This window comes from Streptomyces sp. DvalAA-14, from assembly GCF_900091855.1.
Classification (GTDB): Bacteria; Actinomycetota; Actinomycetes; order Streptomycetales; family Streptomycetaceae; genus Actinacidiphila.
In genome coordinates, this window is sequence record NZ_FMCH01000068.1 from 16,770 (window position 1) to 40,824 (window position 24,055).

At 73.1% G+C, this 24,055-nt stretch carries 26 protein-coding genes; 15 read left to right on the plus strand and 11 right to left on the minus strand.

Annotated features, from left to right (window positions below; all coding sequences use genetic code 11):
- Positions 1 to 2 precede the first annotated feature (2 nt).
- From GA0115240_RS03375 to GA0115240_RS03400, 6 genes are all read left to right on the plus strand, one after another.
- Positions 3 to 1,574: an acyl-CoA carboxylase subunit beta gene (locus GA0115240_RS03375; protein ID WP_093735146.1), complete on the plus strand. Its 1,572-nt coding sequence runs from the start codon at positions 3 to 5 to the stop codon at positions 1,572 to 1,574.
- 13 nt (positions 1,575 to 1,587) lie between these two features.
- A complete protein-coding gene (locus tag GA0115240_RS03380; RefSeq protein WP_093735147.1) occupies positions 1,588 to 2,550 on the plus strand; it encodes an LLM class flavin-dependent oxidoreductase in 963 nt (320 codons plus the stop codon).
- A gap of 253 nt (positions 2,551 to 2,803) precedes the next feature.
- On the plus strand, positions 2,804 to 3,961 hold the full coding sequence (locus GA0115240_RS03385; RefSeq protein ID WP_256069522.1) for an MFS transporter: 1,158 nt from the start codon (positions 2,804 to 2,806) through the stop codon (positions 3,959 to 3,961).
- Positions 3,958 to 4,551 (plus strand): NADPH-dependent FMN reductase, encoded by a 594-nt coding sequence (locus GA0115240_RS03390; RefSeq protein ID WP_093735148.1) that lies wholly within the window; start codon positions 3,958 to 3,960, stop codon positions 4,549 to 4,551. Before GA0115240_RS03385 ends, GA0115240_RS03390 begins: the two co-directional genes overlap by 4 nt.
- A gap of 12 nt (positions 4,552 to 4,563) precedes the next feature.
- Positions 4,564 to 5,208, plus strand: coding sequence for an antibiotic biosynthesis monooxygenase (locus GA0115240_RS03395; RefSeq protein ID WP_093735149.1), 645 nt, complete (start codon positions 4,564 to 4,566; stop codon positions 5,206 to 5,208).
- A gap of 36 nt (positions 5,209 to 5,244) precedes the next feature.
- Positions 5,245 to 6,423 (plus strand): acyl-CoA dehydrogenase family protein, encoded by a 1,179-nt coding sequence (locus GA0115240_RS03400; protein ID WP_093735150.1) that lies wholly within the window; start codon positions 5,245 to 5,247, stop codon positions 6,421 to 6,423.
- Between the two features lie 79 nt (positions 6,424 to 6,502).
- On the opposite strand, the gene GA0115240_RS03405 is transcribed toward GA0115240_RS03400, so the two are convergent.
- Positions 6,503 to 7,186, minus strand: a complete 684-nt coding sequence (locus GA0115240_RS03405) for a response regulator transcription factor (protein ID WP_093735151.1) — start codon at positions 7,184 to 7,186, stop codon at positions 6,503 to 6,505.
- Positions 7,187 to 7,407: 221 nt separating this feature from the next.
- Positions 7,408 to 8,106 (minus strand): TetR/AcrR family transcriptional regulator, encoded by a 699-nt coding sequence (locus tag GA0115240_RS03410; protein WP_093735152.1) that lies wholly within the window; start codon positions 8,104 to 8,106, stop codon positions 7,408 to 7,410.
- 136 nt (positions 8,107 to 8,242) lie between these two features.
- Here GA0115240_RS03410 and GA0115240_RS03415 point away from each other — a divergent pair, with 136 nt between their 5' ends.
- The 3 genes from GA0115240_RS03415 to GA0115240_RS03425 all read left to right on the plus strand — a co-directional run bounded on the left by GA0115240_RS03415 (position 8,243) and on the right by GA0115240_RS03425 (position 11,384).
- Positions 8,243 to 9,727 (plus strand): DHA2 family efflux MFS transporter permease subunit, encoded by a 1,485-nt coding sequence (locus GA0115240_RS03415; RefSeq protein ID WP_093735153.1) that lies wholly within the window; start codon positions 8,243 to 8,245, stop codon positions 9,725 to 9,727.
- On the plus strand, positions 9,724 to 10,581 hold the full coding sequence (locus tag GA0115240_RS03420; RefSeq protein ID WP_093735154.1) for an SDR family NAD(P)-dependent oxidoreductase: 858 nt from the start codon (positions 9,724 to 9,726) through the stop codon (positions 10,579 to 10,581). Before GA0115240_RS03415 ends, GA0115240_RS03420 begins: the two co-directional genes overlap by 4 nt.
- Before the next feature lie 143 nt (positions 10,582 to 10,724).
- Complete coding sequence (locus tag GA0115240_RS03425) at positions 10,725 to 11,384, plus strand: hypothetical protein (RefSeq protein ID WP_093735155.1); 660 nt, start codon at positions 10,725 to 10,727, stop codon at positions 11,382 to 11,384.
- Between the two features lie 52 nt (positions 11,385 to 11,436).
- On the opposite strand, the gene GA0115240_RS03430 is transcribed toward GA0115240_RS03425, so the two are convergent.
- From GA0115240_RS03430 to GA0115240_RS03445, 4 genes are all read right to left on the minus strand, one after another.
- Complete coding sequence (locus tag GA0115240_RS03430; RefSeq protein WP_093735156.1) at positions 11,437 to 11,661, minus strand: acyl-CoA carboxylase subunit epsilon; 225 nt, start codon at positions 11,659 to 11,661, stop codon at positions 11,437 to 11,439.
- A 242-nt stretch (positions 11,662 to 11,903) separates the two neighbouring features.
- Positions 11,904 to 12,836: a lysophospholipid acyltransferase family protein gene (locus GA0115240_RS03435; protein ID WP_093735157.1), complete on the minus strand. Its 933-nt coding sequence runs from the start codon at positions 12,834 to 12,836 to the stop codon at positions 11,904 to 11,906.
- Entirely contained in the window at positions 12,833 to 13,576 is a 744-nt protein-coding gene (locus tag GA0115240_RS03440; protein WP_093735158.1) for a GNAT family N-acetyltransferase, read from the minus strand. The genes GA0115240_RS03435 and GA0115240_RS03440 overlap by 4 nt, the downstream gene beginning before the upstream one ends.
- A gap of 242 nt (positions 13,577 to 13,818) precedes the next feature.
- Positions 13,819 to 14,799, minus strand: a complete 981-nt coding sequence (locus GA0115240_RS03445; protein ID WP_093735159.1) for a helix-turn-helix transcriptional regulator — start codon at positions 14,797 to 14,799, stop codon at positions 13,819 to 13,821.
- Positions 14,800 to 15,098: 299 nt separating this feature from the next.
- Between GA0115240_RS03445 and GA0115240_RS03450 the strand changes: the two genes are divergently transcribed.
- Positions 15,099 to 15,578 (plus strand): DinB family protein, encoded by a 480-nt coding sequence (locus GA0115240_RS03450; protein WP_237554570.1) that lies wholly within the window; start codon positions 15,099 to 15,101, stop codon positions 15,576 to 15,578.
- A 63-nt stretch (positions 15,579 to 15,641) separates the two neighbouring features.
- On the opposite strand, the gene GA0115240_RS03455 is transcribed toward GA0115240_RS03450, so the two are convergent.
- From GA0115240_RS03455 to GA0115240_RS03470, 4 genes are all read right to left on the minus strand, one after another.
- A complete protein-coding gene (locus tag GA0115240_RS03455; protein WP_237554565.1) occupies positions 15,642 to 16,529 on the minus strand; it encodes a DUF427 domain-containing protein in 888 nt (295 codons plus the stop codon).
- A gap of 22 nt (positions 16,530 to 16,551) precedes the next feature.
- Positions 16,552 to 17,322 (minus strand): SDR family oxidoreductase, encoded by a 771-nt coding sequence (locus GA0115240_RS03460; RefSeq protein WP_093735162.1) that lies wholly within the window; start codon positions 17,320 to 17,322, stop codon positions 16,552 to 16,554.
- A 47-nt stretch (positions 17,323 to 17,369) separates the two neighbouring features.
- A complete protein-coding gene (locus GA0115240_RS03465; protein ID WP_093735163.1) occupies positions 17,370 to 18,224 on the minus strand; it encodes an alpha/beta fold hydrolase in 855 nt (284 codons plus the stop codon).
- Positions 18,225 to 18,349: 125 nt separating this feature from the next.
- The gene (locus GA0115240_RS03470) at positions 18,350 to 19,048 is read right to left on the minus strand and encodes an alpha/beta fold hydrolase (RefSeq protein WP_093735164.1); all 699 of its coding nucleotides are present in this window, start codon (positions 19,046 to 19,048) and stop codon (positions 18,350 to 18,352) included.
- Positions 19,049 to 19,217: 169 nt separating this feature from the next.
- Between GA0115240_RS03470 and GA0115240_RS03475 the strand changes: the two genes are divergently transcribed.
- Positions 19,218 to 19,889, plus strand: coding sequence for a CGNR zinc finger domain-containing protein (locus GA0115240_RS03475; RefSeq protein ID WP_093735165.1), 672 nt, complete (start codon positions 19,218 to 19,220; stop codon positions 19,887 to 19,889).
- A 98-nt stretch (positions 19,890 to 19,987) separates the two neighbouring features.
- Here the strand turns inward: GA0115240_RS03475 and GA0115240_RS03480 are convergent, their stop codons facing one another.
- A complete protein-coding gene (locus tag GA0115240_RS03480) occupies positions 19,988 to 20,257 on the minus strand; it encodes a hypothetical protein (protein ID WP_141708706.1) in 270 nt (89 codons plus the stop codon).
- Between the two features lie 232 nt (positions 20,258 to 20,489).
- Here GA0115240_RS03480 and GA0115240_RS03485 point away from each other — a divergent pair, with 232 nt between their 5' ends.
- The 4 genes from GA0115240_RS03485 (at position 20,490) to GA0115240_RS03500 (ending at position 23,786) form a co-directional block, all read left to right on the plus strand.
- Positions 20,490 to 21,560: an acyl-CoA dehydrogenase gene (locus GA0115240_RS03485; protein ID WP_093735167.1), complete on the plus strand. Its 1,071-nt coding sequence runs from the start codon at positions 20,490 to 20,492 to the stop codon at positions 21,558 to 21,560.
- A 110-nt stretch (positions 21,561 to 21,670) separates the two neighbouring features.
- Positions 21,671 to 22,399 carry a PIG-L deacetylase family protein gene (locus GA0115240_RS03490; RefSeq protein WP_256069524.1) on the plus strand — a complete coding sequence of 243 codons (729 nt, stop codon included), beginning with the start codon at positions 21,671 to 21,673 and terminating at the stop codon, positions 22,397 to 22,399.
- A complete protein-coding gene (locus GA0115240_RS03495) occupies positions 22,396 to 23,073 on the plus strand; it encodes a class I SAM-dependent methyltransferase (RefSeq protein ID WP_093735168.1) in 678 nt (225 codons plus the stop codon). The genes GA0115240_RS03490 and GA0115240_RS03495 overlap by 4 nt, the downstream gene beginning before the upstream one ends.
- Positions 23,070 to 23,786 carry a glycosyltransferase gene (locus tag GA0115240_RS03500; protein WP_093735169.1) on the plus strand — a complete coding sequence of 239 codons (717 nt, stop codon included), beginning with the start codon at positions 23,070 to 23,072 and terminating at the stop codon, positions 23,784 to 23,786. Before GA0115240_RS03495 ends, GA0115240_RS03500 begins: the two co-directional genes overlap by 4 nt.
- Positions 23,787 to 24,055: the final 269 nt, after the last annotated feature.

The window sequence follows — 24,055 nt, forward strand, 5'->3', positions numbered from 1 at the left end:
GCATGCCGACGGCGGAAGTCTCCGGCAGCGTCCCGCGACGCATCGCGGAACTCGGCGCGCTGAAGGAACTGGTCCAGCGGGGGCCGGACCCGCAGGCCACCGAACGACAGCACGCACGCGGCAAGCTCACCGCCCGGGAGCGCATCGAACTCCTGCTGGACAAGGGGAGTTTCACCGAGGTCGAAAGTCTGCGGCGGCACCGGGCCACCGGCTTCGGCCTGGAGGCGAAGAAGCCGCACACCGACGGGGTGGTGACCGGCTGGGGCACCGTCGAAGGGCGCACGGTGTTCGTGTACGCGCACGACTTCCGGATCTTCGGCGGCGCGCTGGGCGAGGCGCACGCCGAGAAGATCCACAAGGTGATGGATCTCGCGATCGCCGCCGGGGCGCCGCTGGTCTCGCTCAACGACGGGGCCGGCGCCCGGATCCAGGAAGGCGTCCAGGCGCTGGCCGGCTACGGCGGGATCTTCCGGCGCAACACCCGCGCCTCGGGCGTCATCCCGCAGATCAGCGTGATGCTCGGCCCGTGCGCGGGCGGCGCGGCTTACAGCCCGGCGCTGACCGACTTCGTGTTCATGGTCCGGGAGACCTCGCAGATGTTCATCACCGGCCCGGACGTGGTGCAGGCCGTGACCGGCGAGGAGATCACCCACAACGGCCTGGGCGGCGCGGACGTGCACGCCGGCACCTCCGGAGTGGCGCACTTCGTCCACGACGACGAGGAGACCTGCCTGGCCGAAGTCCGCTATCTGCTGTCCCTGCTGCCCGCCAACAACCGCGAACTGCCGCCCAGGACGGTCACCGCGGACCCGCCCGACCGCGAGTCGCGGGCGCTGCTGGACCTGGTGCCCGCGGACGGCAACCGGTCCTACGACGTCCGGGGCGTGATCGAGGAGATCGTCGACGACGGCGAGTTCCTGGAGGTGCACGCCGCCTTCGCCCCCAACCTGCTGTGCGCGCTGGCCCGGTTGGAGGGCCGGGTGGTGGGCCTGGTGGCCAACCAGCCCGCCGCGCTGGCCGGCGTGCTGGACATCGACGCCAGCGAGAAGGGCGCCCGGTTCGTCCAGTTCTGCGACGCGTTCAACATCCCGCTGGTCACCCTGGTCGACGTGCCCGGCTTCCTGCCCGGCGTGGCCCAGGAGCACGGCGGCGTCATCCGGCACGGCGCCAAGCTGCTCTACGCCTACTGCAACGCCACCGTGCCGCGCGTCTCGCTGATCCTGCGCAAGGCGTACGGCGGCGCGTACATCGTGATGGACTCCCGCTCGATCGGCGCCGACCTCGCCTTCGCCTGGCCCGGCAACGAGATCGCGGTGATGGGCGCCGAGGGCGCCGCCAACGTGGTCTTCCGCCGGGAGATCGCCGCCGCCGCGGACCCCGTCGCGATGCGCGCCCAGAAGATCGCCGAGTACCGCAGCGAACTCGTCCACCCCTACTACGCGGCCGAGCGCGGCCTGGTCGACGACGTCATCGACCCGCGCCGCACCCGGCCCCTGCTCTGCCGCGCGCTGACCATGCTCACCGCCAAAGCCGCCGATCTGCCGCACCGCAAGCACGGCAACCCGCCCCAGTGAAAAGGATGGCGCCATGGACGTGGGACTTCTCTTCGACCTGCGCAACCCCCGGCAGTGGCACCGGCCGTGGGCCGACCACTACGCGCGGACCCTGGAGTTCTGCGAGGAGGCCGACCGGCGCGGCGCCGGCGGCCTGTGGTTCACCGAGCACCACCTCTTCGAGGACGGCTACCTGCCGCAGCCGCTGACCTTCGCCGCCGCCGCGGCCGCGCGCACCCGCCGGGCCCGGATCGGCACCTCGGTGGTCCTGCCCGCCCTGCACAACCCCGTCGACATCGCCGAGCAGGCCGCTCTGGTGGACCTCATCAGCGGCGGCCGGCTCGAACTCGGCCTCGGCGCCGGCTACCGGCTGCCCGAATACCGGCTGCTCGGCGCCGACTTCGGCCGCCGGTTCGCCGGCACCGAGCGGAACATCCGCGAGATCCTGCGCCTGTGGGAGGACCGGGCCGTCTCACCGCTGCCGATCCAGGACCCGCCGCCGGTCTGGGGCGGCTTCTACGGGCCGCGCGGCGCGCGGATCGCCGGCCGTCTCGGCATCGGGCTGCTGCACATCTCGCGTCCCGCCTTCGAGCACTACCGGCAAGGACTGGTCGAAGGCGGCCACGACCCGCGGTCTGCGCGGGTCAGCGACCTGCTGCCCATCATCCTGGCCGAGGACCCCGAAGCGGCCTGGCAGCGGGTGGCACCCCACCTCGCCCACCAGGTGAACTCCTACCGGCAGGGATCGGTGGAAGGCACCGACCGGACCGTGCCGCTGCTCACCGCCGAGGACCTCCGCGACCCCGACGCGGCGGACACCCGGGGTCTGCTGGACATCCTCACCCCCGAGGACGCGGCGGTCCGCATCGAGGAGCTGACCAAGGACCTGCCCGTCGAGCACCTCATCTTCTGGGCGAGCATCGCCGGCATGCCGGACGACATCGTCACCGAGAACATCCGGCTCGTCACCGAGAAACTGCCCCCGCTGCTGCGCTGAGGCACCCGTGGCACCGACGGCTGAACCGACGGCTACACCGACCCCGACCCCGACGCCGATTCCCTCACCGACCCTGGCGGCCACCCATGACAGCCTCCTCCCGGCCCGCATCCTCCACCGCCCCGCCCCCGTCCCCCCTGCCCGTCCGCCCCTCCCGTCCCCCCTGCCGTCCGCTGCCGCCTCCGTCGATTCCGCCGGCGGCCCCGCCGGACCGGCGGCCGAAGCGACGCGCTGGGACGCACGCCAGTGGGCCGTGCTGTTCCTCCTGTCCGCCAACATGATCCTCGACGCGATCGAGGTCTCGCTGGTGCTCGTCGCCCTGCCGTCCATCGGCACCGCGCTGGGGCTGGGCCTGTGGACCGTGCAGTGGCTGATGAGCGGCTTCGCGCTCGGCTTCGCCGCCCTGCTTCTGCTCGGGCCGGCACTCAACGCCCGGCTGGGCCGCAAACGCGTCTACCTCGCCGCGATGCTGCTCTTCGCCGCCGCCTCCGTGGGCGGCGGACTCACCGACAGCGCCTGGCTGCTGATCGCCACCCGGGTGGTCAAAGGGCTCAGCGCGGCGCTCACCGCGCCCACCGGCCTGGCCATCATCGCCGCCACCTTCCGCGGCGGGCCGCAGCAGCGGCGGGCGGTCTCCACCTACTCGCTGTTCGGCGCGGCCGGCTTCACCGTGGGGCTGCTGCTGTCCGGCGCGCTCCTGACCGGGAGCTGGCGCTGGACGTTCCTCTTCCCGGCGCCGGCGGCCCTGGTGCTGCTGGTTTTCGGCCTGCGGCTCATCCCGCCCGACCAGGGGCGCACCCCGGCCCCGCGGATCGCGCCCGGGCTGCTGCGCAACGGCTCCCTGCTGCGCTCCGCCGTGGGGGCGGCCACCCTCAACGGCACCTACCAGAGCCTGCTGCTGCTGCTCGTCTTCCAGACCCAGCGCCAACTGGCCTGGCCACCCTGGCAGTCGGCGCTCGCTCTGCTGCCGGCCTGTGTGCCGCTCGCCGTGACCGTGCCGTTCGCCGGCGCCATGACCGCGCGCTGGGGCACCGACCGGCTGATCGCCCTCGGCGCCGCCACCCCGGTCCTGGGCTACGCCCTCTACCTGTGGCGGCCCACCACCGGCTCGTACCTGACCGGGATGCTGCCGACACTGCTGCTGGTCGCCGCCGGCTTCGTGCTGTCGTTCGCCGCCCTCAACCTGCAGGCCACCGGGGCCCTGCCGGCCGCCGAGCGGGCGGCGGCGGTCCCGCTCTACCAGACCGCCGTCCAGCTCGGCGCCGCGGCGATGCTGCCGGTCACCGCCCGGCTGCTCGGCTCGCACCACGGCTACCGCCCCGCGCTGTCGTTCGTCACCGCCGTCGGCGCGGCCGGCCTGCTCACCGCGCTGACCGGACTCCGCCCCACTCACAGACAGGTCGCAGCATGACCGACGAACCGCTTTCCCTCGCCGTCATCACCGCCAGTGTCCGGGACGGACGGCTCGGGCCGGCCGTGGCCGACTGGTTCCTGACCCAGGTCAAGGAGCGCCCCGAATTCGCCGTGCAGGGCGTCGACCTGATCGACCATCCGCTGCCGCTGATCCTGCCCGAACCGGGCGGGACACTGCCGATCGAGGCGGCCCGGATCCGCGAGTCGCTGCGCTCCGTACTCGCCCGGGCCGACGCCTTCGTGGTGGTCACGCCCGAGTACAACCACAGCTTCCCGGCCGCCCTGAAGAACACCGTCGACTGGTTCTACCAGGAGTGGGCGGCCAAGCCGGTCGGCTTCGTGTCCTACGGCGGGCTCAGCGGCGGCATCCGCGCCGTCGAGCAGTTGCGGCAGGTCTTCGCCGAGGTGCACGCGCTGACCGTCCGGGAGAACGTCGCCCTTCCCCTCGCCGGCAAGCGCTTCGACGCGCAAGGCCGGCTGGACGATCCGGAGCCCAGTGCCCTGTCGGCCGGCCTGCTCCTGGACCAGGTCGGCTGGTGGGGCCGGGCGCTGCGCACCGCTCGCGGCCAGTCCCCCTACCCGCGCTGAAGGGGGACGGCCATGCCCCAGCGGACCGCGTCCGCACCGCCGGACATCCGCCGCGCCGACAGCACCGCCGCACACGTGGCCCAGTGGTACGTGCCCGACCGCCAAGCCGGCGTCGAAGCGCTGAAGACGGCCGCGGAGCAGTGGCGCGCCACGCCCTGGCCCGCCGGGATCCTGTCCTTCAGCGCCTACCTCAGCACCGGCTTCGACACGGCGCTGACCTATGTCCAGACGGCCGATGCCGGAGCGCACCGCGCCTTCACCGCCGGCCTGTCCGGCCTGGCCGGAGCCGCGACCGTCCAGTACGCCCTGCACCGCGCGATCGTGCTGGACCCGGGAGCGCCGGCGCCGGCCAGCTTTGTCGTCGCGAGTTTCGACGTCGACGGCCCCGATCCGCAGCAGCGCGTCGTCGCCTCCATCGCCGGCGCCCTCGAACAGGCCCCGGCCGGAGCGCACCCCGGCATGATCTCGGCCAACTTCCATCTCAGCGCCGACGGCAGCCGGGTGCTCAACTACGCCGAGTGGACCACCGACGAGGCCCACGTGGCGTTCCTGGACGGCGCCACCCGGGCGGCGACCCTGCGCGCCACCCACGACACGCCCGGCGTCCGCCCGATCGGCTTCAAGCGCTTCCACCTGCTGCACGGCCTGACGGCCTGACCGACCGCCCTTCCCGCCCACCGAGAGGAATCCACCATGCCAACCGCCGTGCCGACCCGTGACGATCTCGTCGAGAGCGCGGCGAAACTCGTGCCGCTGCTGCGCTCCCGGGCGCTGTGGATCGACGAGAATCGCCGGCTGCCGCCGGACGTCATCGAGGCGATCGAGGCATCCGGACTGCTCAGGATGCAGGCGCCCGCCCAGTACGGCGGATACGAATCGGACGCGCGCACCTTCATCGACGTACTGGCCGAGATCGCCCGGGGCAACAGCTCGGTCGCCTTCGTGATGTCCATCTACGCCTCGCTGACCTGGATGGTCGGTCTGTGGCCGGACGAGACGCTGGACGAGGTGTTCGCCGATCCCCATGTCCGGGTGACCGGCACCACGGCCGCGTCGGGAAAGGCGACCCGTGTCGACGGCGGGTACCTGCTCAACGGGAGCTGGGGCTTCAACAGCGGTGTGCTGCACGGCCACTGGAAGATCACCGCCGCGATGCCCGAGGGGCCGGCGGGGGAGACCTTCCCGGTCTTCTGCCTCGTCCCGGTGTCCGAGCTGGAGATCGTCGACGACTGGCACACCCATGGTCTGCAGGGCTCGGGCAGTGTGACCACACTGGCGAAGGACGTCTTCGTACCGGACCGCCGGGTGATCTCCGGCGCCGACTTCTACCAGAACGTCTCGAAGTCGCGCGTCAACGCGGCCAAGGGCGGCTACCGGGTGCCGATGCTGGTCACCGCGACGGCGATGCAGACCGGGCAGCTCGTCGGCGCGGCCAAGTACGCGCTGTCCAGTTTCCTCGAGCGGCTCCCCGGCCGGCCGCTGACGTACACCGACTACCCCAGCCAGCGGGACGCGCCGATCACCCATCTGCAGATCGGTGAGGCGGCCCTGCTGATCGAGGACGCCGAGGCGCGGGCGCACCGGTTCGCCGACCTGCTGGCCGCGAAGATCGAGCGGGACGAGCCGTGGTCCCAGCAGGACCGGGTCTTCTCCCGGGTGCAGATCGGCTGGATCGCCCAGCAGGCCAAGCAGGCCGTGGAGATCCTGGCCGCGGCCGGCGGCGGCTCCTCGATCTTCCGGGACGTGCCGATCACCCGGATCCGGCGCGATGTCCACGCGACGTCCCTGCACTCCCTGATCACGCCGGCCACCAACATCGAGCTCTACGGCAGGTCGCTGGCCGGCCTGGAGCCCAACACGGTGTACCTGTGATCCGCCGGCGCCGGCGCCGGCGCCGGCGCCCGTGACCGGGCCGCGCCGTACGCGGCGGCCCGGCCACGGCCGGGCCGGGTCAGCCGACGCCGACCCGGAATCCGACCCCGCGGACCGTGACGATCCAGCTGCTGCACCCCAGCTTGCTGCGCAGCGAGCTGACATGGGTGTCGACCGTGCGGCTCGCCTGGGCGCCCAGCGCCCGCACCATCGGGATCTCCCAGATCTCCGCCATCAACCGCTGGCGGGTGACGACCATCTCGGGATGCCGGGCCAGGTAGTACAGCAGGTCGAACTCCTTGCGGGTCAGCTCCACCGGCTTCTCGTGCACCTGCACCTCGCGGGAGGCGGCATCGATGCGCAGGGCGCCGATCGAGACCGTCGTCTTCGGCGCGGGCGCCGGCCGGCGCGGCTCCCGGCGGCGCATCACGGCCTCCATGCGGGCCGCCAACTCGCGTATCTCATAGGGCTTGTCGAGGCAGTCGTCGGCGCCCGCGCGCAGCCCGAGGACCCGGTCGAGCTCGGTGCCGCCGCCGGCGAACGCGATCATGGGGACGCCGCCGGTCTCCCGGAGCATGCGGCAGACCGCCAGGCCGTCGATGTCCGGCAGATCGAGATCGAGCAGGACGAAGTCCGCCTGCCGGTGGTGCTCCACCGCGGCGGTGCCGGAATCGACGATCGTGACGTCGTGGCCGTACCGCTCCAGATTGCGGGCCAGCGTCAGCGCTTCGTGCTTGTGAGCCTCCACCACGAGGATGCGCACGATATCTCCCTTGGAGTTGCGCGGGCCGAAGGGGCATTCACAGCCGCAAGCTCCATTGCCTGCCTCCCTGTCCACCGGAACCCTGCCGTCGGGGGCCGATCCGCAGGATCAAGATTCCCGAACCGCTGTCGCCGGTTCGGGCCAGGGTGTTCCTACGCGTTCACAGGGGCGGTGCCCGTCCGGCTTCGGACAGGTCGACGGTGCCGGGGAAAGTCCGGAACTCAGCGAGCGGCCGCCGGCGCGGCGGGGCTCAGGTGATCGGCTCGGAACGCCCGCAGGAACGTGCCCACCGCGGCGTCCGCCACCGTGCGCAGTTCGGTTTCCGGGACGGGGCGGGTGCCGAGCTGCGACCGGGCCTCCATGGGACCGGTGAGCAGGGCGAGGAACTGCTCGGCCGCCTCCACCGGATCGCAGGCGCGCAACTGGCCGGCCAGCGAGATCCGGGCCATCCGGTCGGCGAGGGTCTGCCGGAGCCGGTCGGCGCCGCGCCCCCAGACGACCTCCAGCAGGTCGGGGAAGCGGGTGATCTCCGCGTAGAGCAGCCGGCGCAGCGCCCAGGAGCGGGCGTCGCAACACTGCAGCAGCAGGCGGTGGGCCACGTCCTCCAGACAGGACCGGAGCGGATCGGGGCCTTCGCCGCGCTCGGGGGCCAGGCGCTCGGCCACGGCCAGGTTCTCGGCCATCACGGCGTTTCCGGTCGCCTCCATCGCGGCGTGGAAGAGGTTCTCCTTGTCGCCGAGGTGGTTGTAGACGGTGTGCTTGGCAACGCCCGCCACCTCGGCGATCTCCTCCATGCACGCCCGGGCGTAGCCCCGGTTGGCGAACACGGTGAAGGCCGCGTCCAAGATCGCCTGCCGCTTGTCGATGCGTCCTCGGGAGGTCGCCCGGTTGGTAGTTGCCGATGTCGCAGTTCCGCCCACCGGGTCAGCATAGCTGGCCGGGCGTCAATTTTGAACTGGCGGGTGCAGTTGATTGGTCGCACCGTTGCCATCGGTCCGACCGGTGCCCTAATCTGCACTGCCGAGTGCAATTCCCCTGATGCCAACGGAGAGACTCATGGCGCACCCATCGGACGAAGGCCTGGATCCCGCGCTGCGGCGGCTGATCGGCGTGATCCTCTTAGGCGGGATCATGGGGATCCTCGACGGCTCGATGATCGCCGTCGCCGCCGACACCCTGGTGAAGAACTTCCACACCTCGCTCAGCGCGGTCAGCTGGGTGTCCACCAGCTACCTGCTGGCTCTGACCGTGAGCATCCCGGTCACCACCTGGGCCGTCGACCGGTTCGGCGGCCGCCGCCTGTGGCTGCTCGGCCTGGTGGTGTTCCTGGCCGGGTCCATCAGCGCGGGGCTGGCCTGGAACATCGGCAGCCTGATCACCTTCCGCGTCGTGCAGGGCCTGGGCGCGGGCCTGCTCGATCCGCTGATGCTCACCTTGCTGGCCCGCTCGGCCGGCCCGAGCCGCATCGGCCGGGTGATGGGCCTGATGGGCGTGGTCGGCTCCAGCGGCCCGGTGTTCGGCCCGGTCGTCGGCGGGCTCATCCTGCAAGGCGCCTCCTGGCGCTGGATGTTCCTGGTCAACGTACCCATCGGCCTGGCCGCCCTGGTGCTGGCGCTGCGGGTGGTCCCGGACGACAAGCCGGTCGGCGAGCACACCGCGGGCAAGCTCGATGTCGTGGGCCTGGCGCTGATCGGCCCGGGTGTCGCGACCGCCGTACTGACCCTGTCCCAGTACGCCGAACGCACCGAGTTCCTCACCTGGCGGGTGCTCGTCCCGCTCGCCGCCGCGGTCGTGCTGCTGGGCGGCTACGGCGCGCACGCACTGCGCGCGCGGCGCGCGCCGCTGATCGACCTGCGGCTGTTCAGGTCGCGCGGCTTCTCGGCCAGCGTCACCGTCGGCGCACTCGTCGGCCTGGCGACCTTCGCCAGCCTGTTCGCGCTCCCGCTGTACTACCAGCAGGTGCGCGGCCACGACACCTTCGCGTCCGCGCTGCTGCTCGCCCCGCTCGGCGTGGGTTCGGCGCTGTCCATGCCGCTGACCGGCCGGCTGTCCGACCGGCTCGGCTCACGGCGACTGGTGCTCGGCGGCGCCGTGCTCGCCGGGCTGAGCGCGCTCGGTTTCACCCAGCTCGCCGCCGGCACCTCCCAGGTCTGGTCGGCCGCTTTGGCGTTCACGATCGGCCTCGGCCTCGGCAGTGTCGGCGCGCCCACCATCGCCTCGCTGTACCGCACGCTCCCCGGCCACCTCGTGCCGCAGGGCAGTACGGTGCTCTACATGCTCAACCAGCTGGGCGCCGCGATCGGCATCGCCCTGGTCGCCCTGCTGGTCCAGAGCGCCGGCAGCGGGGACGCCCTCGGCGGCTTCCAGGCCGCGTACTGGGGGGTGACCGGGGCCCTGGTGCTCGTCGTCCTGGCCGCGACCCAGCTGCCGGGCCGGCCCGCGCCGCGGGAGACCGCCCACGAGCTGCCGGCCGAGGACGGGCTCGACGACCGCACCGCGCAGGCGCCCGCCTCGCTGGCCGCCCAGGGGGACAGCAAGTGAAGACCATCGTGATCGCCGGCGGCACCGACGGCATCGGGAAGGCGCTCGCCGCCACCCGCCTCAGCGGCGGCGACACCGTCGTCGTCATCGGCCGCAACGAGGTCAAGGGCAAGGAGTTCCTGGACTCCGCCCAAGCACGCGGCGCCGGGGCGCGGGCCTTCTTCGTCCGGGCCGACCTCAGCCTGCTGGCGGAGAACGAGCGGGCCGTCACAGCGGTCAAGGCCCAGTTCCCCACGCTGGACGCCCTGGTGCTGTGCGCCCGGCACTACCGCAGCGCGCGCACCGAGACGACCGACGGACTGGAGGAGAACTTCGCGCTGTTCTACCTCAGCCGCTATCTGTTCGGCCACGCCCTGGCGGACTCGCTGGCGGCGGCCGAACAGGGCGTGGTGGTGAACGTGGCGGGCCCCGGCGCCGGTCTGGGTCTGGTGCGCTTCGGCGACCTGGAACTTCGGCGCGGCTACCACGGCGGCGCCGCGCTCGGGCAGGGCGGAAAGCTCAACGACCTGCTCGGGGTCAGCTTCGCCGAGCGGTACGGCGAGCGCGGGATCCGGTACGTACTGATCCACCCGGGCGTCACCGCGACCAGCTTCTCCGGCGTGTACGACCAGGAGACCCGCCGGCAGATCGCCGCGATGCGGGCGTACGCCAAGCCGGTGGAATCGGCCCTGCCGCCGATCGTGGCGGCCGTCGACTCGCCCCCCGCGCAGCCGTTGAGCGCCTTTGTGGAGGGACGGCGGATCAGGGTGGACGACGAATCCTTCGACCGGGACGCGGCCCGGCGACTGGAGGCCGCCACCGAGCGGATTCTGCTGGAGCACCGGGGGCAGACCGGCGTCCTGCCAAGGAATTGACCGGGCCTGAAAAGGAATTGAGGTTCCTTTCACAACCCTGAGCCGGGGTTTGCGGGCGCGGGTGACAGCTGGTCGGAGAATGTTCCGTACCACGCCGTGGCCCGCGTCTTTCGTGGCGCCACCCCGTCCCGAGGAGTCGAAGAATGTCCGATGCGTCCACCGCGCGGCCCGTTGTCGACAATCCGCACAGCGACATCGTGCTCGTCGGGACGGTGCCGACCGACAGCGGGCGGCAACGGGAAACAGCCGAAGCCGTCGTCGCGCACTGGCAGTCCAGCGCCTGGCCCCCGGAGTTGCTGTCGCTCACGGCCTACACCAGCAGCGACGGGGAGTCGGTGCTCACCTACGCGCAATGGTCCTCGCAGGAGGCGCTGCACACCTCGCTGGCGGACCGGGGCGGCATCAGCGACACCGCCGCCGCGGCGGCCGGGGCCGAAACGCCGGTGCCCTTCCGGCTGTACCGCGCCGTGCGCGGCAGCGCCGTCGCCGACCCGGCTCCCGTCGCCGAGTCCTTCCCGGTGGCCTTCTTCGCCGCGGACAACCAGCAGGCCGCCCGGGAGTGGGTCGACAACCTCCTGGCGGGCGAGGAGGCGAGTGAGGGCGACGACCGCGACTACCCCGGCGGGATATCCGCCAACATGCACATCAGCGTGGACGGTACGAGCATCCTCAGCTTCTCGGAGTGGGTGACGGAGGCCAACGCCGTCGCCCACATCGAGGCGGTCTGGGAGCCGGTGCTGAAGGAACTGGGCGGCACCGGCCTGCTGTACCGGCACTTCCGCAGTCTGTTCCCGGCGGCCTGAGGGCCCCTCCGGCCGCCCGCCCGGGGTCCGGGGGCCGGCCGGAGGGGCCGGGTCAGTCGCCGACGCGTTGGTACGCCCGCCAGACCCGGGGCGCGTCGAAGAGGTGCACCCGCTCCGGGCGGCGCCACCGGGGCGCCGGTGCCCGGTCGGCGGCGGCCGGCGGCCGCTCACCGACGGCGGTCCGGCCGAGCAGGGCGGTGATCAGCGCGGCCAGCTCCTCGGCGGAGGGGTTGCCGCGCTCCACGCGGAGCAGGCGAAGATCGTTCGACTCGGTCATCACTACGTCCTCGTGTCGGGGATGGTCGTCGGGATCGGCGCTCGGCGTCGGGACAGGCGGTCGGGGTCGGCCGGGCGGCCGGACGGTCGGCGTGGCGGCTGAGCCGGCCGCGGGTGCGCAAGGCGCGCGTCCCTGCCTCCAGGGTCCAGGTGGACCGGTCACCGTTCAAGGCGCCCTGTTTCAGGACTCGGTCAGATTCGGCAAGTCCAGTGCGCTCGTGTGCAGCAACTGCCCGTCGGAGGTCAGACCGCCGTCATCGGGTGGGTCTCCTGTCCGTCGCGCCGCCCCGGACGTCCCCCGAGGAGCCCGAAGGCCTCGTCGGGACCGGCCGCCGATGCGCGGGAGTGCGGCCCGGGCGTCCTCGGCGCGGGGCCGGCCTGCCGCGCGTCCGACACGGCGGCGTGCGCCAGCGCCGCCAGCGAGCGGCGGTCGTGGCCCCGCGGATCCAGGGCGGGGTGCGGGGTGAGCCGGACCGTCAGGCCGCGCGTCGCGGCGACGCGGCGCAGGGACGCCGCGAAGGTCCCCGCCCCGACGTAGGCGGGGAGCGTGGTGGGGACCCCGTGGCGGGCATAGCTGACGGTGACCGGGCGGACCGGGGCGCCCGCGTCGAGGGCCGCCTGGAAGGTGGCCCGGCGGAACTGGCCGCCCGGCACCGAGCACCAGGTCGTGCCCTCCGGAAAGACGATCACCGACTCCCCGGCGCGCAGCAGCGCGCCCAGTTCCCGTACGGTCTCCGGCAGGCCGCGCAGGCCCTCGCGGTCGATGAACCGCGTTCCCGCGCGCCGTACCAGCGTTCCGACCAGCGGCCACTGGCCCACTTCGCGCTTGGCCAGCAGCGTGGCCGGCTGCGCCGCCAGCAGCGCGAGCACGTCCAGCCAGGAGATGTGGTTGGCCACGACGAGCGTGCCGGTCCCGGCTCCGGCCACCGGCACCGCGAGACCGTCGGACGGGCACGACAGACCGACGCCGAGGTCGGCCAGCAACGAGCCGGCCCGCGCCCGCAGTTCGGCCGGCTCCCCGAGCCGGTCGCCGGCCGCCGCCGCTCCGGCGAGGGTCGCCAGGAAGCCGGCGTACCGCCGTGCGGTGACCGCCCGGCCCGCCTTGGCCTGCGGCGGATCGTCGGTGACGCATGCCGCCGTGCAGGGCGAGACCGCCGCCCAGGCGCTCCCGCTCACCGTTTCTCGCCCAGGAAGTACCGTCTGTACCGCTCGTTCATCCGCTCCAGGTCCAGCAGGACGAAGAAGTCCGCGTCGCCGAAGTCCCGGTCGTGCGCGGGCGCCCCGCACATCCAGGCCCCGACCCGCAGATAGCCGCGCAGCAGCGGCGGCAGCGAGGCGGCGTTCGGCTCGGCGGTCAGCAGCCGCGGCGGGGTCCAGGGATCGCGCGGCCGCACGCGCAGATCGGGCGGGCAGGCGTACTTCGTGGTGCTCAGCAGCCAGGCGTTGGCCGCGGCCCGGCCGCCGTCGTCCAGCGGCACCGAGGCGCAGCCGGCGAGGTAGCGGTGGCCGGAGAGCAGCACATAGCGGGCCAGCCCGGACCACATCAGATTGATGACGGTCCCGTCCCGGTGGTCGGGGTGCACACACGCCCGGCCCGTCTCGACCATGGAGTTCCGCAGGCCCTGCACCGCGCCGAGGTCGAACTCGCCGTCCGAGTACAGGCGCGTGGAGCGTCCGGGCGGCAGCAGCCGGTAGGTGCCGACGACGTCACCGCTGGTGCGCTCGGTGACGATCAGGTGGTCGACGAACTCGTCGAACTCGTCGATGTCATGACCGGGGAGCGGGGTGCGCAGCACGGCGCCCTTCTCCTCGGCGAAGATCTGGTAGCGCAGCCGCTGCGCGGCGCGGATCTCCTCCTGCGTGGAGGCGATGGAGGTGACATAGGAACGGGTCGGCACAGCAGATGCCGTGTACATGACAGGCAGTTTCCGTTCGTCCGGCGCCAGCACGGCTGGCGGAATCACGTGGGGCTCGCGCCCATTGATGCCCGGGCCCGGTGCCCGCCCGCTGTCCGTCCGATGAACGCCGAAAGGGCGCTGGCCGTCGAAAACGGGGCGCCGCCGCCGCGTCCGCCACGGCCCGATCCGGGTGCCATGCCGCCCCCGGATTCCGCCGCCGGCGGGATGCGGGCCTCAGCCCGTGCGCAGGCCGGTCGCGGTCAGCGCGCCGCTTCCGGCTCCGGGCCCCGGGCCCGGTGGAATCGGGCACCCCAGCGAGTGATCCGGTCGAACAGCTCGGGCGGGCCGAGCACGCGGAAGTCCGCGTCGAGCCCGCCCAGCGCCATGATCGGCCAGTCCAGCGAGTCGGCGGTCATCCGCACCCGGCAGTGCCCGGCGTCGACCTCCTCGACCGTGCTCCACCGCCCGATCCGCTCGCGTACCGCTTCCGCCCCGGCGTCGACCAGGACCTCGACCCGGTACGGCTGCGGAGCACCGGCCGGCCCGGCCCGGACGAAGGCGGCGGCGTCGGCGGCCGGCAGGTCGCGGGGCCCGAACCGGGCACCGGTGCCGTGCGGCGCGCCGAGCCGGTCGACCCGGAACGTGCGCCAGTCGTGCCGGGTGAGGTCGTAGGCGACCAGGTACCAGCGGCGGTCCAGACAGACCAGCCGGTGCGGTTCGACGTGCCGCTCGGTGGGCTGCCCGGCGGCGGCCGTGTAGGAAAAGCGCAGGCGCTCGCTGTCCCGGCAGGTCAGCGCGAGCGTGGTGAGCGCGCCCAGATCGATCTCCGCCGCGCCCGGGACGCCCCATTCGGCGGGCACCGTCATCGCGTGCAGCGCCTCGACCCGGCGCCGCAGCCTGGCCGGCATCACCTGCACCACCTTGGCCAGCGCGCGGACGGAGGACTCGGCGATCCCCTCCACCGCGCTCCGGGCGCCGGCCTGCAGACCCACCGCCAGCGCGACCGCCTCCTCGTCGCTGATCACCAGCGGCGGCAGCGCCGCCCCCGCGCCGAGCTGGTAGCCGCCGTCGACGCCTCGGTGCGCCTCGACCGGGTAGCCCAGCTCGCGCAGCCGCTCGATGTCGCGGCGCAGCGTACGGGCGGACACGCCCAGCCGCTCGGCCAGGTCGGCACCGGACCAGTACCGGTTCGTCTGGAGCAGGGACAGCAGCCGCAGCGTGCGTGAGCCGGTGTTCGCCATGCCTGCGATTCTTCGGCAATTCAGGTCGGAAAGTGACCGGAATGGCCCCTAGCGTTGCCTTCCACGACCACGGCGCGGCCGTTCCGGCCTGTCGGAACCGGCCCATCGGAACCGGCCTGTCGGAACCGGCCCGTGGGAACCAGCTCGTGGAAACCGAACAGCACAGACGGAAGGCGGAAACCATGACCGTTGACGAGACCCCCCGCGACCCGGCCGGCGCCGCGGAGGGAGCAGCGGTCCCGGCGCAAGCCCAGGCCCCGGCCCAGGACCTGGCCGGCGAGCGCGCCGACCTGCTGGCCATGCTGGCGAAGCACCGGCACTTCCTGCGGTTCACCACCCGCGACCTCACCGACGAGCAGGCCGGACGGCGCACCACCGCGAGCGAACTGTGCCTGGGCGGCCTGATCAAGCACGTCGCCTCGGTCGAGCGGGGCTGGGCGGACTTCATCGTGGAGAGTCCGGCGGCGATGGGGGACGCCAGCGACATGACGGAGGCGGACCTCGCCCGGCGGGCCGACGAGTTCCGGCTGCTGCCCGGTGAGACCCTGGCCGGGGTGCTGGCCGACTACGCCGAGGTGGCCCGCCGGACCGACGACCTGGTCGCCACCCTGCCCGACCTGAACGCCAGCCGTCCGCTGCCCATCGCCCCCTGGTTCGAGCCCGGCGCGCGCTGGTCGGCCCGGCGGGTGCTGATGCACATCATCGCGGAGACGGCCCAGCACGCCGGCCACGCCGACATCCTCCGCGAGTCCCTGGACGGCGCCAAGACCATGGGCTGACCGGCCGGTCGACCGCGGCCCGGCCCGGGGCGCCACCCCGCGCCCGGCCCCGGGCCGCGGCCTTCACGGTGTCCGGAGTTCCTCGACGTCCAGGCCGCGGTCGATGCCGTGCGGGACGACTCCCTGCCCGGGTTCGGGTGCGAGCCGCTCGCCGTCCAGGAGGACGGTCACCACGTCCGGCTCGAAGGAGACCATGTCCGACACGGCGCGCACCTCGCGATAGGCGTCCCGGTACGACCACGCGGCCTTCGCGGCATCGCCGATGTCGTAGTAGCTGGCCAGGCCCTTGAACGGGCAGAAGGTCTGCCCCTCGACCGGGGTGAGGGCGCTGGGGTCCACGTCGTCGCGCGGAACGTACCAGCGGGGGGCGAAACCGGACTCGTACAGGACGGCCGGATGGTCGGAGCGGGCCACCAACCGGTCGCCGTGGCGCACCTCCAGCTCGCGCGAGGTCGGCCGGATGTCGATCCGGTGGTACGCGTCCGCGGCGTGTCCGAGGATGCGCTGGTCCTCCTCGTAGAAGGCGTCCATCGCCCGCCAGGCGAAGGCCACGCGTCCTTCGAGTTCCCTGGCGTGGCCGGGCAGCTCGACGTGCTGCCAGGCGGCCCGGTCGCGGTGCTGCTGCCCCTGGCGCGCGCTGAACCAGGAGGTGCTGCCCAGGTCGCGGTGCCGGGTGACATGGCCGGCCGGCTGGAGCGCGTCCGGCTTGACGTCCTGCAGCGGGAAGTACGCCACCGGATACCGGTCCGGTTCGTGCAGGACCACGACGTTCTCACTGTCGGCGATCCACTCGCCGCCGAACCGGACCCGCATCCTGCGGCGCAGGCGCTCGGCGAACAGCAGCCGATCGGGAAGCGGAGCGGGTGTCAGAAACCTGCCGATCGCGCCGTGCGCGAGCGGACCCTGCTGCCATGCCAGACCCATGATCTCTCGTCCCTCTCGTACGGGCATGCCGCCGCTGTCACCTGCCGGATCAGACGGACTTGACCTCGCCGCCGTCCATACGGACCGTCGAGCCGGTCATCCAGTGCGCGGCCGGCGAGACCAGGAACGCCATCAGCTCGGCGATCTCCTCGGGCCGCCCGTAGCGCTCGATGCCGGCCTCCTGCGGGAAGTGCGCGGTCGCCTCCTCGACGGTCATGCCGTGCAGGGGCGCCCAGTGTTCGAGGTACGAGCGGCGGCGGCCCGTCATGACCGCGCCGGGCATCACGCTGTTGACCTGGACGCCGTCGGCGATGCCGCGGTCGGAGAAGGCCTTGGCGAGGGCGGCGATCGCGGCGTTGATGGTACCGACCGCCGCGTAGGGCGACTTGGGGAAGATGGCGGAGTTGCCGGACATCAGCACCACGGAGCCCTTCGCCTCGCTCAGCGCCGGCCATGCCTCGATCGTCAGGCGCCGGGCACCGTGCAGCTTGAGCTCCATGCCCGCGTCCCACTGCTCGTCCGTCATCTCGAACAGGTCGATCTGCGGCACCGCGCCCGCGATGTTGACCAGGGCGTCGATGCGGCCGAACGCCCCCAGGGCCTGCTCGACCACGGCCGCGGCCGCGGAGCGCTCGGTGAGGTCCAGGGCGACGACGAGGGCCTCGGCCCCGGCCGCCCGCACCTCGGAGGCGGTCTCCTCCAGGTGGGGCCGGTCGCGGGCGACGAGCACCAGCGCGCGGAAGTCCCGCGCCAGCCGGATCGCCGTGGAGCGACCGATACCCTGACTGGCCCCGGTGACCACTGCTACGGGATTCGGCATCAACTTCTCCTTCGCTGGAAATGAGGTGGGGGCACGATCGGGACCGGCTACGCGCCGAGGAACTGCCGGATCGCGCCCGCGATCTCGCCGGCGTGGGTCTCCAGCGCGAAATGGCCGGTGTCGAGGAGGCGGACATCGGCGTCGGGGAGATCGCGCTTGAAGGCCTCGGCCCCGGCCGGCAGGAAGAACGGGTCGTTCTTGCCCCAGATGGCCAGCAGCGGCGGCTTGCTGGTGCGGAAGTACTCCTGGAAGCGCGGGTACAGCGCGACGTTGCTCGCGTAGTCGAGGAACAGGTCGAGCTGGATCTCCTCGGCGCCCTCGCGCGTCATGTAGTAGTTGTCCAGCCCGTAGCCGTCCGGGCTCACCCGCGTCTCGTCCGGCACGCCGTGGGTGTACTGCCACACGGTGGTCTCCGGCTGCACGAGCTTGCGGATCCCCTCCCGGTTGGCCGCCGAGGGCTCCTTCCAGTACGCCTGGACCGGCGCCCAGCCCTCGCTCAGCCCGTCGTCGTAGGCGTTGCCGTTCTGCGAGACGATCGCGGTGATCCGCTCCGGGTGCCGGGTGGCGATGCGGAAACCGACCGGGGCGCCGTAGTCGAAGACGTACAGCGCGAAGCGGTCCAGGCCCAGCACCTCGGTCAGGCGGTCGGTCACGTCGGTGAGGTGCTCGAAGGTGTAGTCGAAGTCGCCGCGCGCGGGCAGGTCCGTCCGGCCGAAGCCGGGCAGGTCCGGGGCCACGACGTGGAACCGGTCGGCGAGCAGCGGGATCAGCTCGCGGAACATGTGGCTCGAGGACGGGAATCCGTGCAGCAGGAGCAGCGTCGGCGCGTCGGGAGCCCCGGCCTCACGGTAGAACACCTTCAATCCGTCCACGTCCGCCGTGCGGTATGCGATGTCGGTCATGACAGGTCACCTTGCTTTCTGGAACGTTTCTCGATCGGCGTGCGTAACTTTCCCAAGCCTCATTGAGCGGTTACGGGTGGCGGATGTCCGCGCCGGTCGCAGCGGCCTCAGCGGCCTCAGCGGCGTCAGCGACCGGACTCGACCTCGCGCACCGCTTCCAGCACGATGTCGACGACCGCGGTCGTCGCCGTGAGCATGGGCAGGTGGTCGGCGGGAACCGTGCGCACCCGCGCCTTCATCCGCTCGGCCATGAAACGCTGGTTCGCCGCCGGGATCATCCGGTCCTCCTCGGCCACCAGGAACCAGCTCGGCCGGTCCTTCCACGCCGGACGGCCCACCGGGACCCCGATGCTCCCCGCGGTGAGCGGCCGCTGGGTGGCCGCCAGCAGTGCCTGCTCCTCGGGCGAGGCGTGCTGGGCGAAGGCCCGGGCGAAGGCCTCTTCGGGCAGCCAGATCAACTCGTGCGGGTCCGGGGCGAGTTGTGGGGCCAGCGGGTGCGGTTCGGTGCGGTAGAAGATGTCGGTCACCGTCTCGCCCTCGTCCGGGGCGAGCGCGGTGACGTACACCAGCGAGGCCACCTTCTCGTCGCTCGTCGACGCGATGACCGCGCCGGCGTAGGCGTGCCCCACCAGTACGACCGGGCCGTCCACCCGCTCCAGGGTCCAGGTGAGCGCGGCGACGTCGTCGGCCAGCGAGGTGAGGGGCAGCGGTGCGGCCAGGGCCTTCACGCCCTCGGACCGCAGCCCCGCGATCACCTTGTTCCAGCTCGACCCGTCGGCCCAGGCGCCGTGCGCCAGCACCACCTTGACGTTGTTCTCCGACATCCCCTGCTCCTCACGCGACACTCCGGCTCAGGCAGCGGGACTCCGGATGAGTAACCGCCCTGACGCCATTAGCGAGGTTATGAACGAGATGGATAACTTGTCAAGGAGGCTCAAGGCGGTTACTGTCAGGGGGGGAACGAAACGACCCGTACCGGGAGGGACTTCAAGGATGGTCCAACACGCTCCGGCCCTGTTCCTCGCCGACACGCCCGGCCTGGACTTCCTCAACTCGATCGCCACACCGGTGGACACCCGGATCGACTGGATCGAGGACGGCGAGGGCCTGCTGGCGTGGCTGGAGCAGGCGGGACTGGTGCCGCCGCGCACCCTCGCCGAGCTGCGGGAGCAGGCCATGCCCGGCGAGCTCGACGCGGTCGCCGCTCAGGCGCGCGGCCTGCGCGAGACGTTCCGGACCTTCGTCCAGGAACACCGGGGCGCACCGCTCACCGCCGAAGCCCTGCCGGAACTGGCACCGCTGAACCGGCTGCTCGCCCGCGACGAGGGGTTCCTGCAGCTGGGTGTCGCCGAGGACACGACCGGGGACACGGCCGGGGATGCGGCCGGGGATGCGGCCGGGGACCGGGCGACGGCCGGCCTCCGGATACGGACGATGCGGCGCTGGCGCTCACCGGACTCGCTGCTGCTGCCCATCGGCGAAGCGCTGGCGGGACTCGTCAGCGAGGAGGATTTCACGGACGTCAAGGCATGCGAAGGCCCGGCATGCACCCTGATGTTCGTCGACCGCACGCGCGGGCGCGTCCGCAGGTGGTGCAGCATGGCGATCTGCGGAAACCGCGCGAAGCAGGCCGCCCACCGCAGCCGGCTAAAGAACAGCGGCTGAGCGCTCGGTCCGGCCCGGGATTCGGTCCGACCCGGAACTTGAGCCCGCCCGGAACTCGAACCGGCCCGAGCCCGGTCCGGCTGCGGATCCGGACCGGCTCAGGACTCCGTCCGGCGGGGCGCCGGCCCGTAGCCGCCGGCCGGCTGTTCGCAGTCCCGGCGGTCCCGGAACTCTCGCAGCCGGGTGGTGAGGAGCCGGAGCACGGGAGTGCGGGCCCGGTGGCGGCGCTCGTACCGGAGCACGAGTTCCACCTGCTCCCGGTCCAGATCCGGCAGGCGGCCCTCCACCTCCCGCCGGGGAAGGTGGTTGTACTCGGCTATCGGAAGTTCGCCCGTGGCCGGGCCCGGCGCACTGTCGTCGAACGGCACCACTGAAGTCACCCCATACGTCGCCCCGCAGGTCACCCGAAGGTCAACGGTACGGATGCCCGGCCGACCCGGCACAAAACGCCGCTCCCGCGCGGGGCCGCTCTTCCGCCGCCCGCCGCACGGGACGCTGCGTAAGACCCTGCCCGTGGGGCATGCGGATGCGTACGCGCTTGTGCCGAGTGAAGGTGATGGCGTGGATCGGGGGCCGTCGTACGGGCAAGGAGCACCACGGATGTACAGCGCAGGGCGCCAACGGGACGTTTTCTCCTCGCCGGCGCAGGAGGCTCCGGGCGCGACGGGGGACGGGTTCTCCGCGCGGCGGGCCCAGCAGGAGGCCGCGGCCGGGTTCGCCGGTTACGTGGCGGAGCTGTGGTCCGGTGCCGCCGTCTGCCCGCCCCCGGGCGCCGGCCGGACCGCCGAGCGGTTCGCGGCCCTGACCGCGGTCGCCGAGCGTGATCTGAGCGTGGCGCGGCTGGTGGAGGGCCATGTCGACGCCCTCTCGATCCTCGCCGAACTCGGCGGGCCGCAGCCGGTGCCAGGACAGCGCTGGGGCGTATGGGCGGCCGAGCCGCCGGGGGAGGGGCTCACCGCCGAGCAGACCGGGCAGGACTGGTCGCTGAGCGGTCTCAAGCAGTACTGCTCCGGCGCGCACAGCTGCACCCACGCGCTGGTGACCGCGGCCACGGACCGCGGCCGCCGGCTCTTCGCGGTCGCTACCGGGGCCGGGGACGGTGCGGACGTTCCCGGATACCGTCCGGTCGAGGGCACCTGGCAGGCCATCGGCATGGCCGGCAGTGACACGCCGGACGTGCGCTTCGACGCCGTGCCCGCGGTACCGGTCGGGGACGTCGGCGGATACCTGACCCGTCCCGGTTTCCAGCACGGCGGCATCGGCGTGGCGGCCTGCTGGCTCGGCGGCGCCCGCGCGGTGGCCGAGGTGCTGCTGCGGGCGGCGGCCCAGCGGGGCCCCGAACCGCTCACCGACGCCCACCTGGGGGCGGTCGACATGCGGCTGCACGCGGCCGGCGTCGTGCTGCGGCAGGCCGCCGACGAGATCGACGACGACCCGGCCGATCTCCGCGGCACCGCCCGTGTCCGCAGCCTGCGGGTGCGCGGCTTCATCGAATCGGTCTGCGCCGATGTCCTGACGCACGTCGGCCGCGCCACCGGCGCCGGACCGCTGTGCCACGACGAACGGCACGCCCGCAACGCCGCCGACCTGGCGGTCTACATCCGGCAGCACCATGCCGAACGCAATCTGGCCGAGCTGGGTGCACTCGTCGGCCGCAAGGAGTCGTCGTGACGCAGCACGCGGGGGAGCCGTACGTGAAGCAAGCGGGGGAGGCGTACCCGGGGGGCGTTGGGGAGGCGTACCCGGGGGACGCCGGGAAGCCGCCTTCCTACGCCGACCCCATCCAGGCCCCGGGCACGGACGAGGCCCACTGGCGGGCCTGGGACGGCTGGCACAAACTGCCCGAACTGCGGCTTCCCACCGCGGGGCGGGTCGTGGTGGTGGCCGCGCACCCGGACGACGAGGTGCTGGGGGCCGGCGGCACGATGGCGCTGCTCGCGGACGCCGGCGTGTCCGTCACGGTCGTGTCGATCACCGACGGCGAAGCCTCCCACGCCGGCAGCAAAATCGTCACGCCCGACCGGCTCGCCGACCTGCGGGCCGGCGAACTCCGCGACGCGCTGGCCGAGTTGGGCGCGGGCACGGCCGACATCGTCCGGCTGAAGGTGCCGGACACCGAGGCCGCCGGCCACGAGGAGGAAGTGGCCGCGGCCCTCGCCCCGCTGCTGCACGGCGCGCAGCTGTGCCTGGCCCCGTGGATCGGCGATGTCCACGGCGATCACGAGGCCGCGGGCCGGGCCGCGCTGGCCGCCGCCCGCACCGCGTCGGTGGCGTGCCTGATGTACCCGGTGTGGATGTGGCACTGGGCCCGGCCGGACGACCCCCGCGTGCCGTGGCCGTCCGCCCGCCGCGTACGCCTGCCGGAGCCGGTGCTGGCCCGCAAACGAGCCGCCGTCGAGCGGTTCGGCAGCCAGATCCGCCCGCTGGGCCCCGCGCCGGAGGACGCCGCGATCCTGCCGCCGGAAGAGATCGCGCACCACCTGCGCGACGTCGAAGTGGTGTTCGCATGACCACCGCCCGGCCGGGCGGCGCCCAGGAAGGTGCCCAGCCGGCCGCGCCGACCGGGGAAAGCACGCCCGCTGCCTACTTCGAGGCCCAGTACCGGCGCGGGCCCGATCCCTGGCACCTGGCGGAACGCTGGTACGAGCAGCGCAAGTACGACCTCACCGCGGCCGCCCTGCCGCGGCCCCGTTACCGCAGCGCGTTCGAGCCCGGCTGCTCGGTCGGCGAACTGACCCGGCGGCTGGCCGGCCGCTGCGACGCCCTGCTGGCCGCCGACCGCGTCGCCTCCGCGGTGGAAACCACCCGGCAGCGCACCGCCGGACTCCCGGGTGTGACGGTCCGCCGGCTCACGCTGCCGGACCAGTGGCCGGACGGCAGCTTCGATCTGATCGTGCTGTCCGAACTCCTCTACTACTTCGACGCGCCCACCGTCGACCACCTCGTGGCACGCGCCACCGCGTCGCTGGAACCGGGCGGCACCCTGGTCACCGTGCACTGGAACCACCCGGTGCCCGAGCACTTGGGCACCGGCGACGACATCGCCGAACGGCTCGCCCGCGTGGCGGATCTCCACCTGCTGGCCGACCACCGCGAGGACGACTTCGTGCTGCAGATCCACGCGCGCGCCCTTCCCGACGGCCGCCGACCGGTGACACCGGCCGAACGGGAAGGACTGGTGTGAACATCGAGGCCGTCGCGGTCGTGATCCCGGCCCACGACGAGGAGGCCCTGCTGCCGGCCGCGCTGGCCGCGGTGGCCGCCGCCGGCCGGCACCCCGACCTCACCGGTGTCCGGCTGCTGACCGTGGTCGTCGCGGATTCCTGCCGGGACCGCACCGCGGAGGTCGCCCGGCGGTCGGGGGCCGTCGTCGTCACCGCGAACTGCGGCAATCCCGGTCTCGCCCGCGCGACCGGGACGGAGTGGGCGCTGCGCGAACTCGCCTCGCCCGTGCGCACCACGTGGATCGCGATCACCGACGCCGACAGCGTCGTCCCCGCCGACTGGCTCGCCTACCACCGCGCCCGGGCCGCCGAGGGCTGGGAAGCCGTCGTCGGAACCGTCGCGCTGCCGGCGACCGCGGCGTCCTCCCTGGTGGCGCGCCATCACACCCACTACGAGGCCACCCGCCCGTCGGACGGATCCCCCTGGCGCCACCCGCACATCCACGGCGCCAACCTCGGCCTGACCGCCGCCGCCTACCGCGCCGTCGGCGGCTTCCCGCCCCTCGACGTCGGCGAGGACCGCGCCCTGGTCGCCGCCCTGGACGCCGCCGCCCACCGCGTCCTGCGCACCCCGGACTGCCCCGTCCTGACCTCCCCCCGCCTACGATCCCGCACCCGCGGCGGCTTCGCCGACCACCTGGCAGCCCTGCCCGACCGCGAGGCGGCCAGCTGACCCGAAGCGCCATCCGGCTTCGCCGGGGCACCTGTCCGCCGACCCCCACCGCCCGCGCCCCGCACACCGGGCGACTGCCCGAACCCGGCCGGGGCCCGGTTCCCCGGGGCACCCGGCACACCCCGGTCAGCCGACCCGGACCGGCGTCCGGCTTCGCCGGGACACCTTGCGCACCCGGGCCCGCGCCGTCCCGGCCTCCGCGGCCGGGCGCCCGTCGCGGCTTCGCCGGGTTGACGGCCGGTCAACCGGTGAGCCGACCCGCGGGCCGG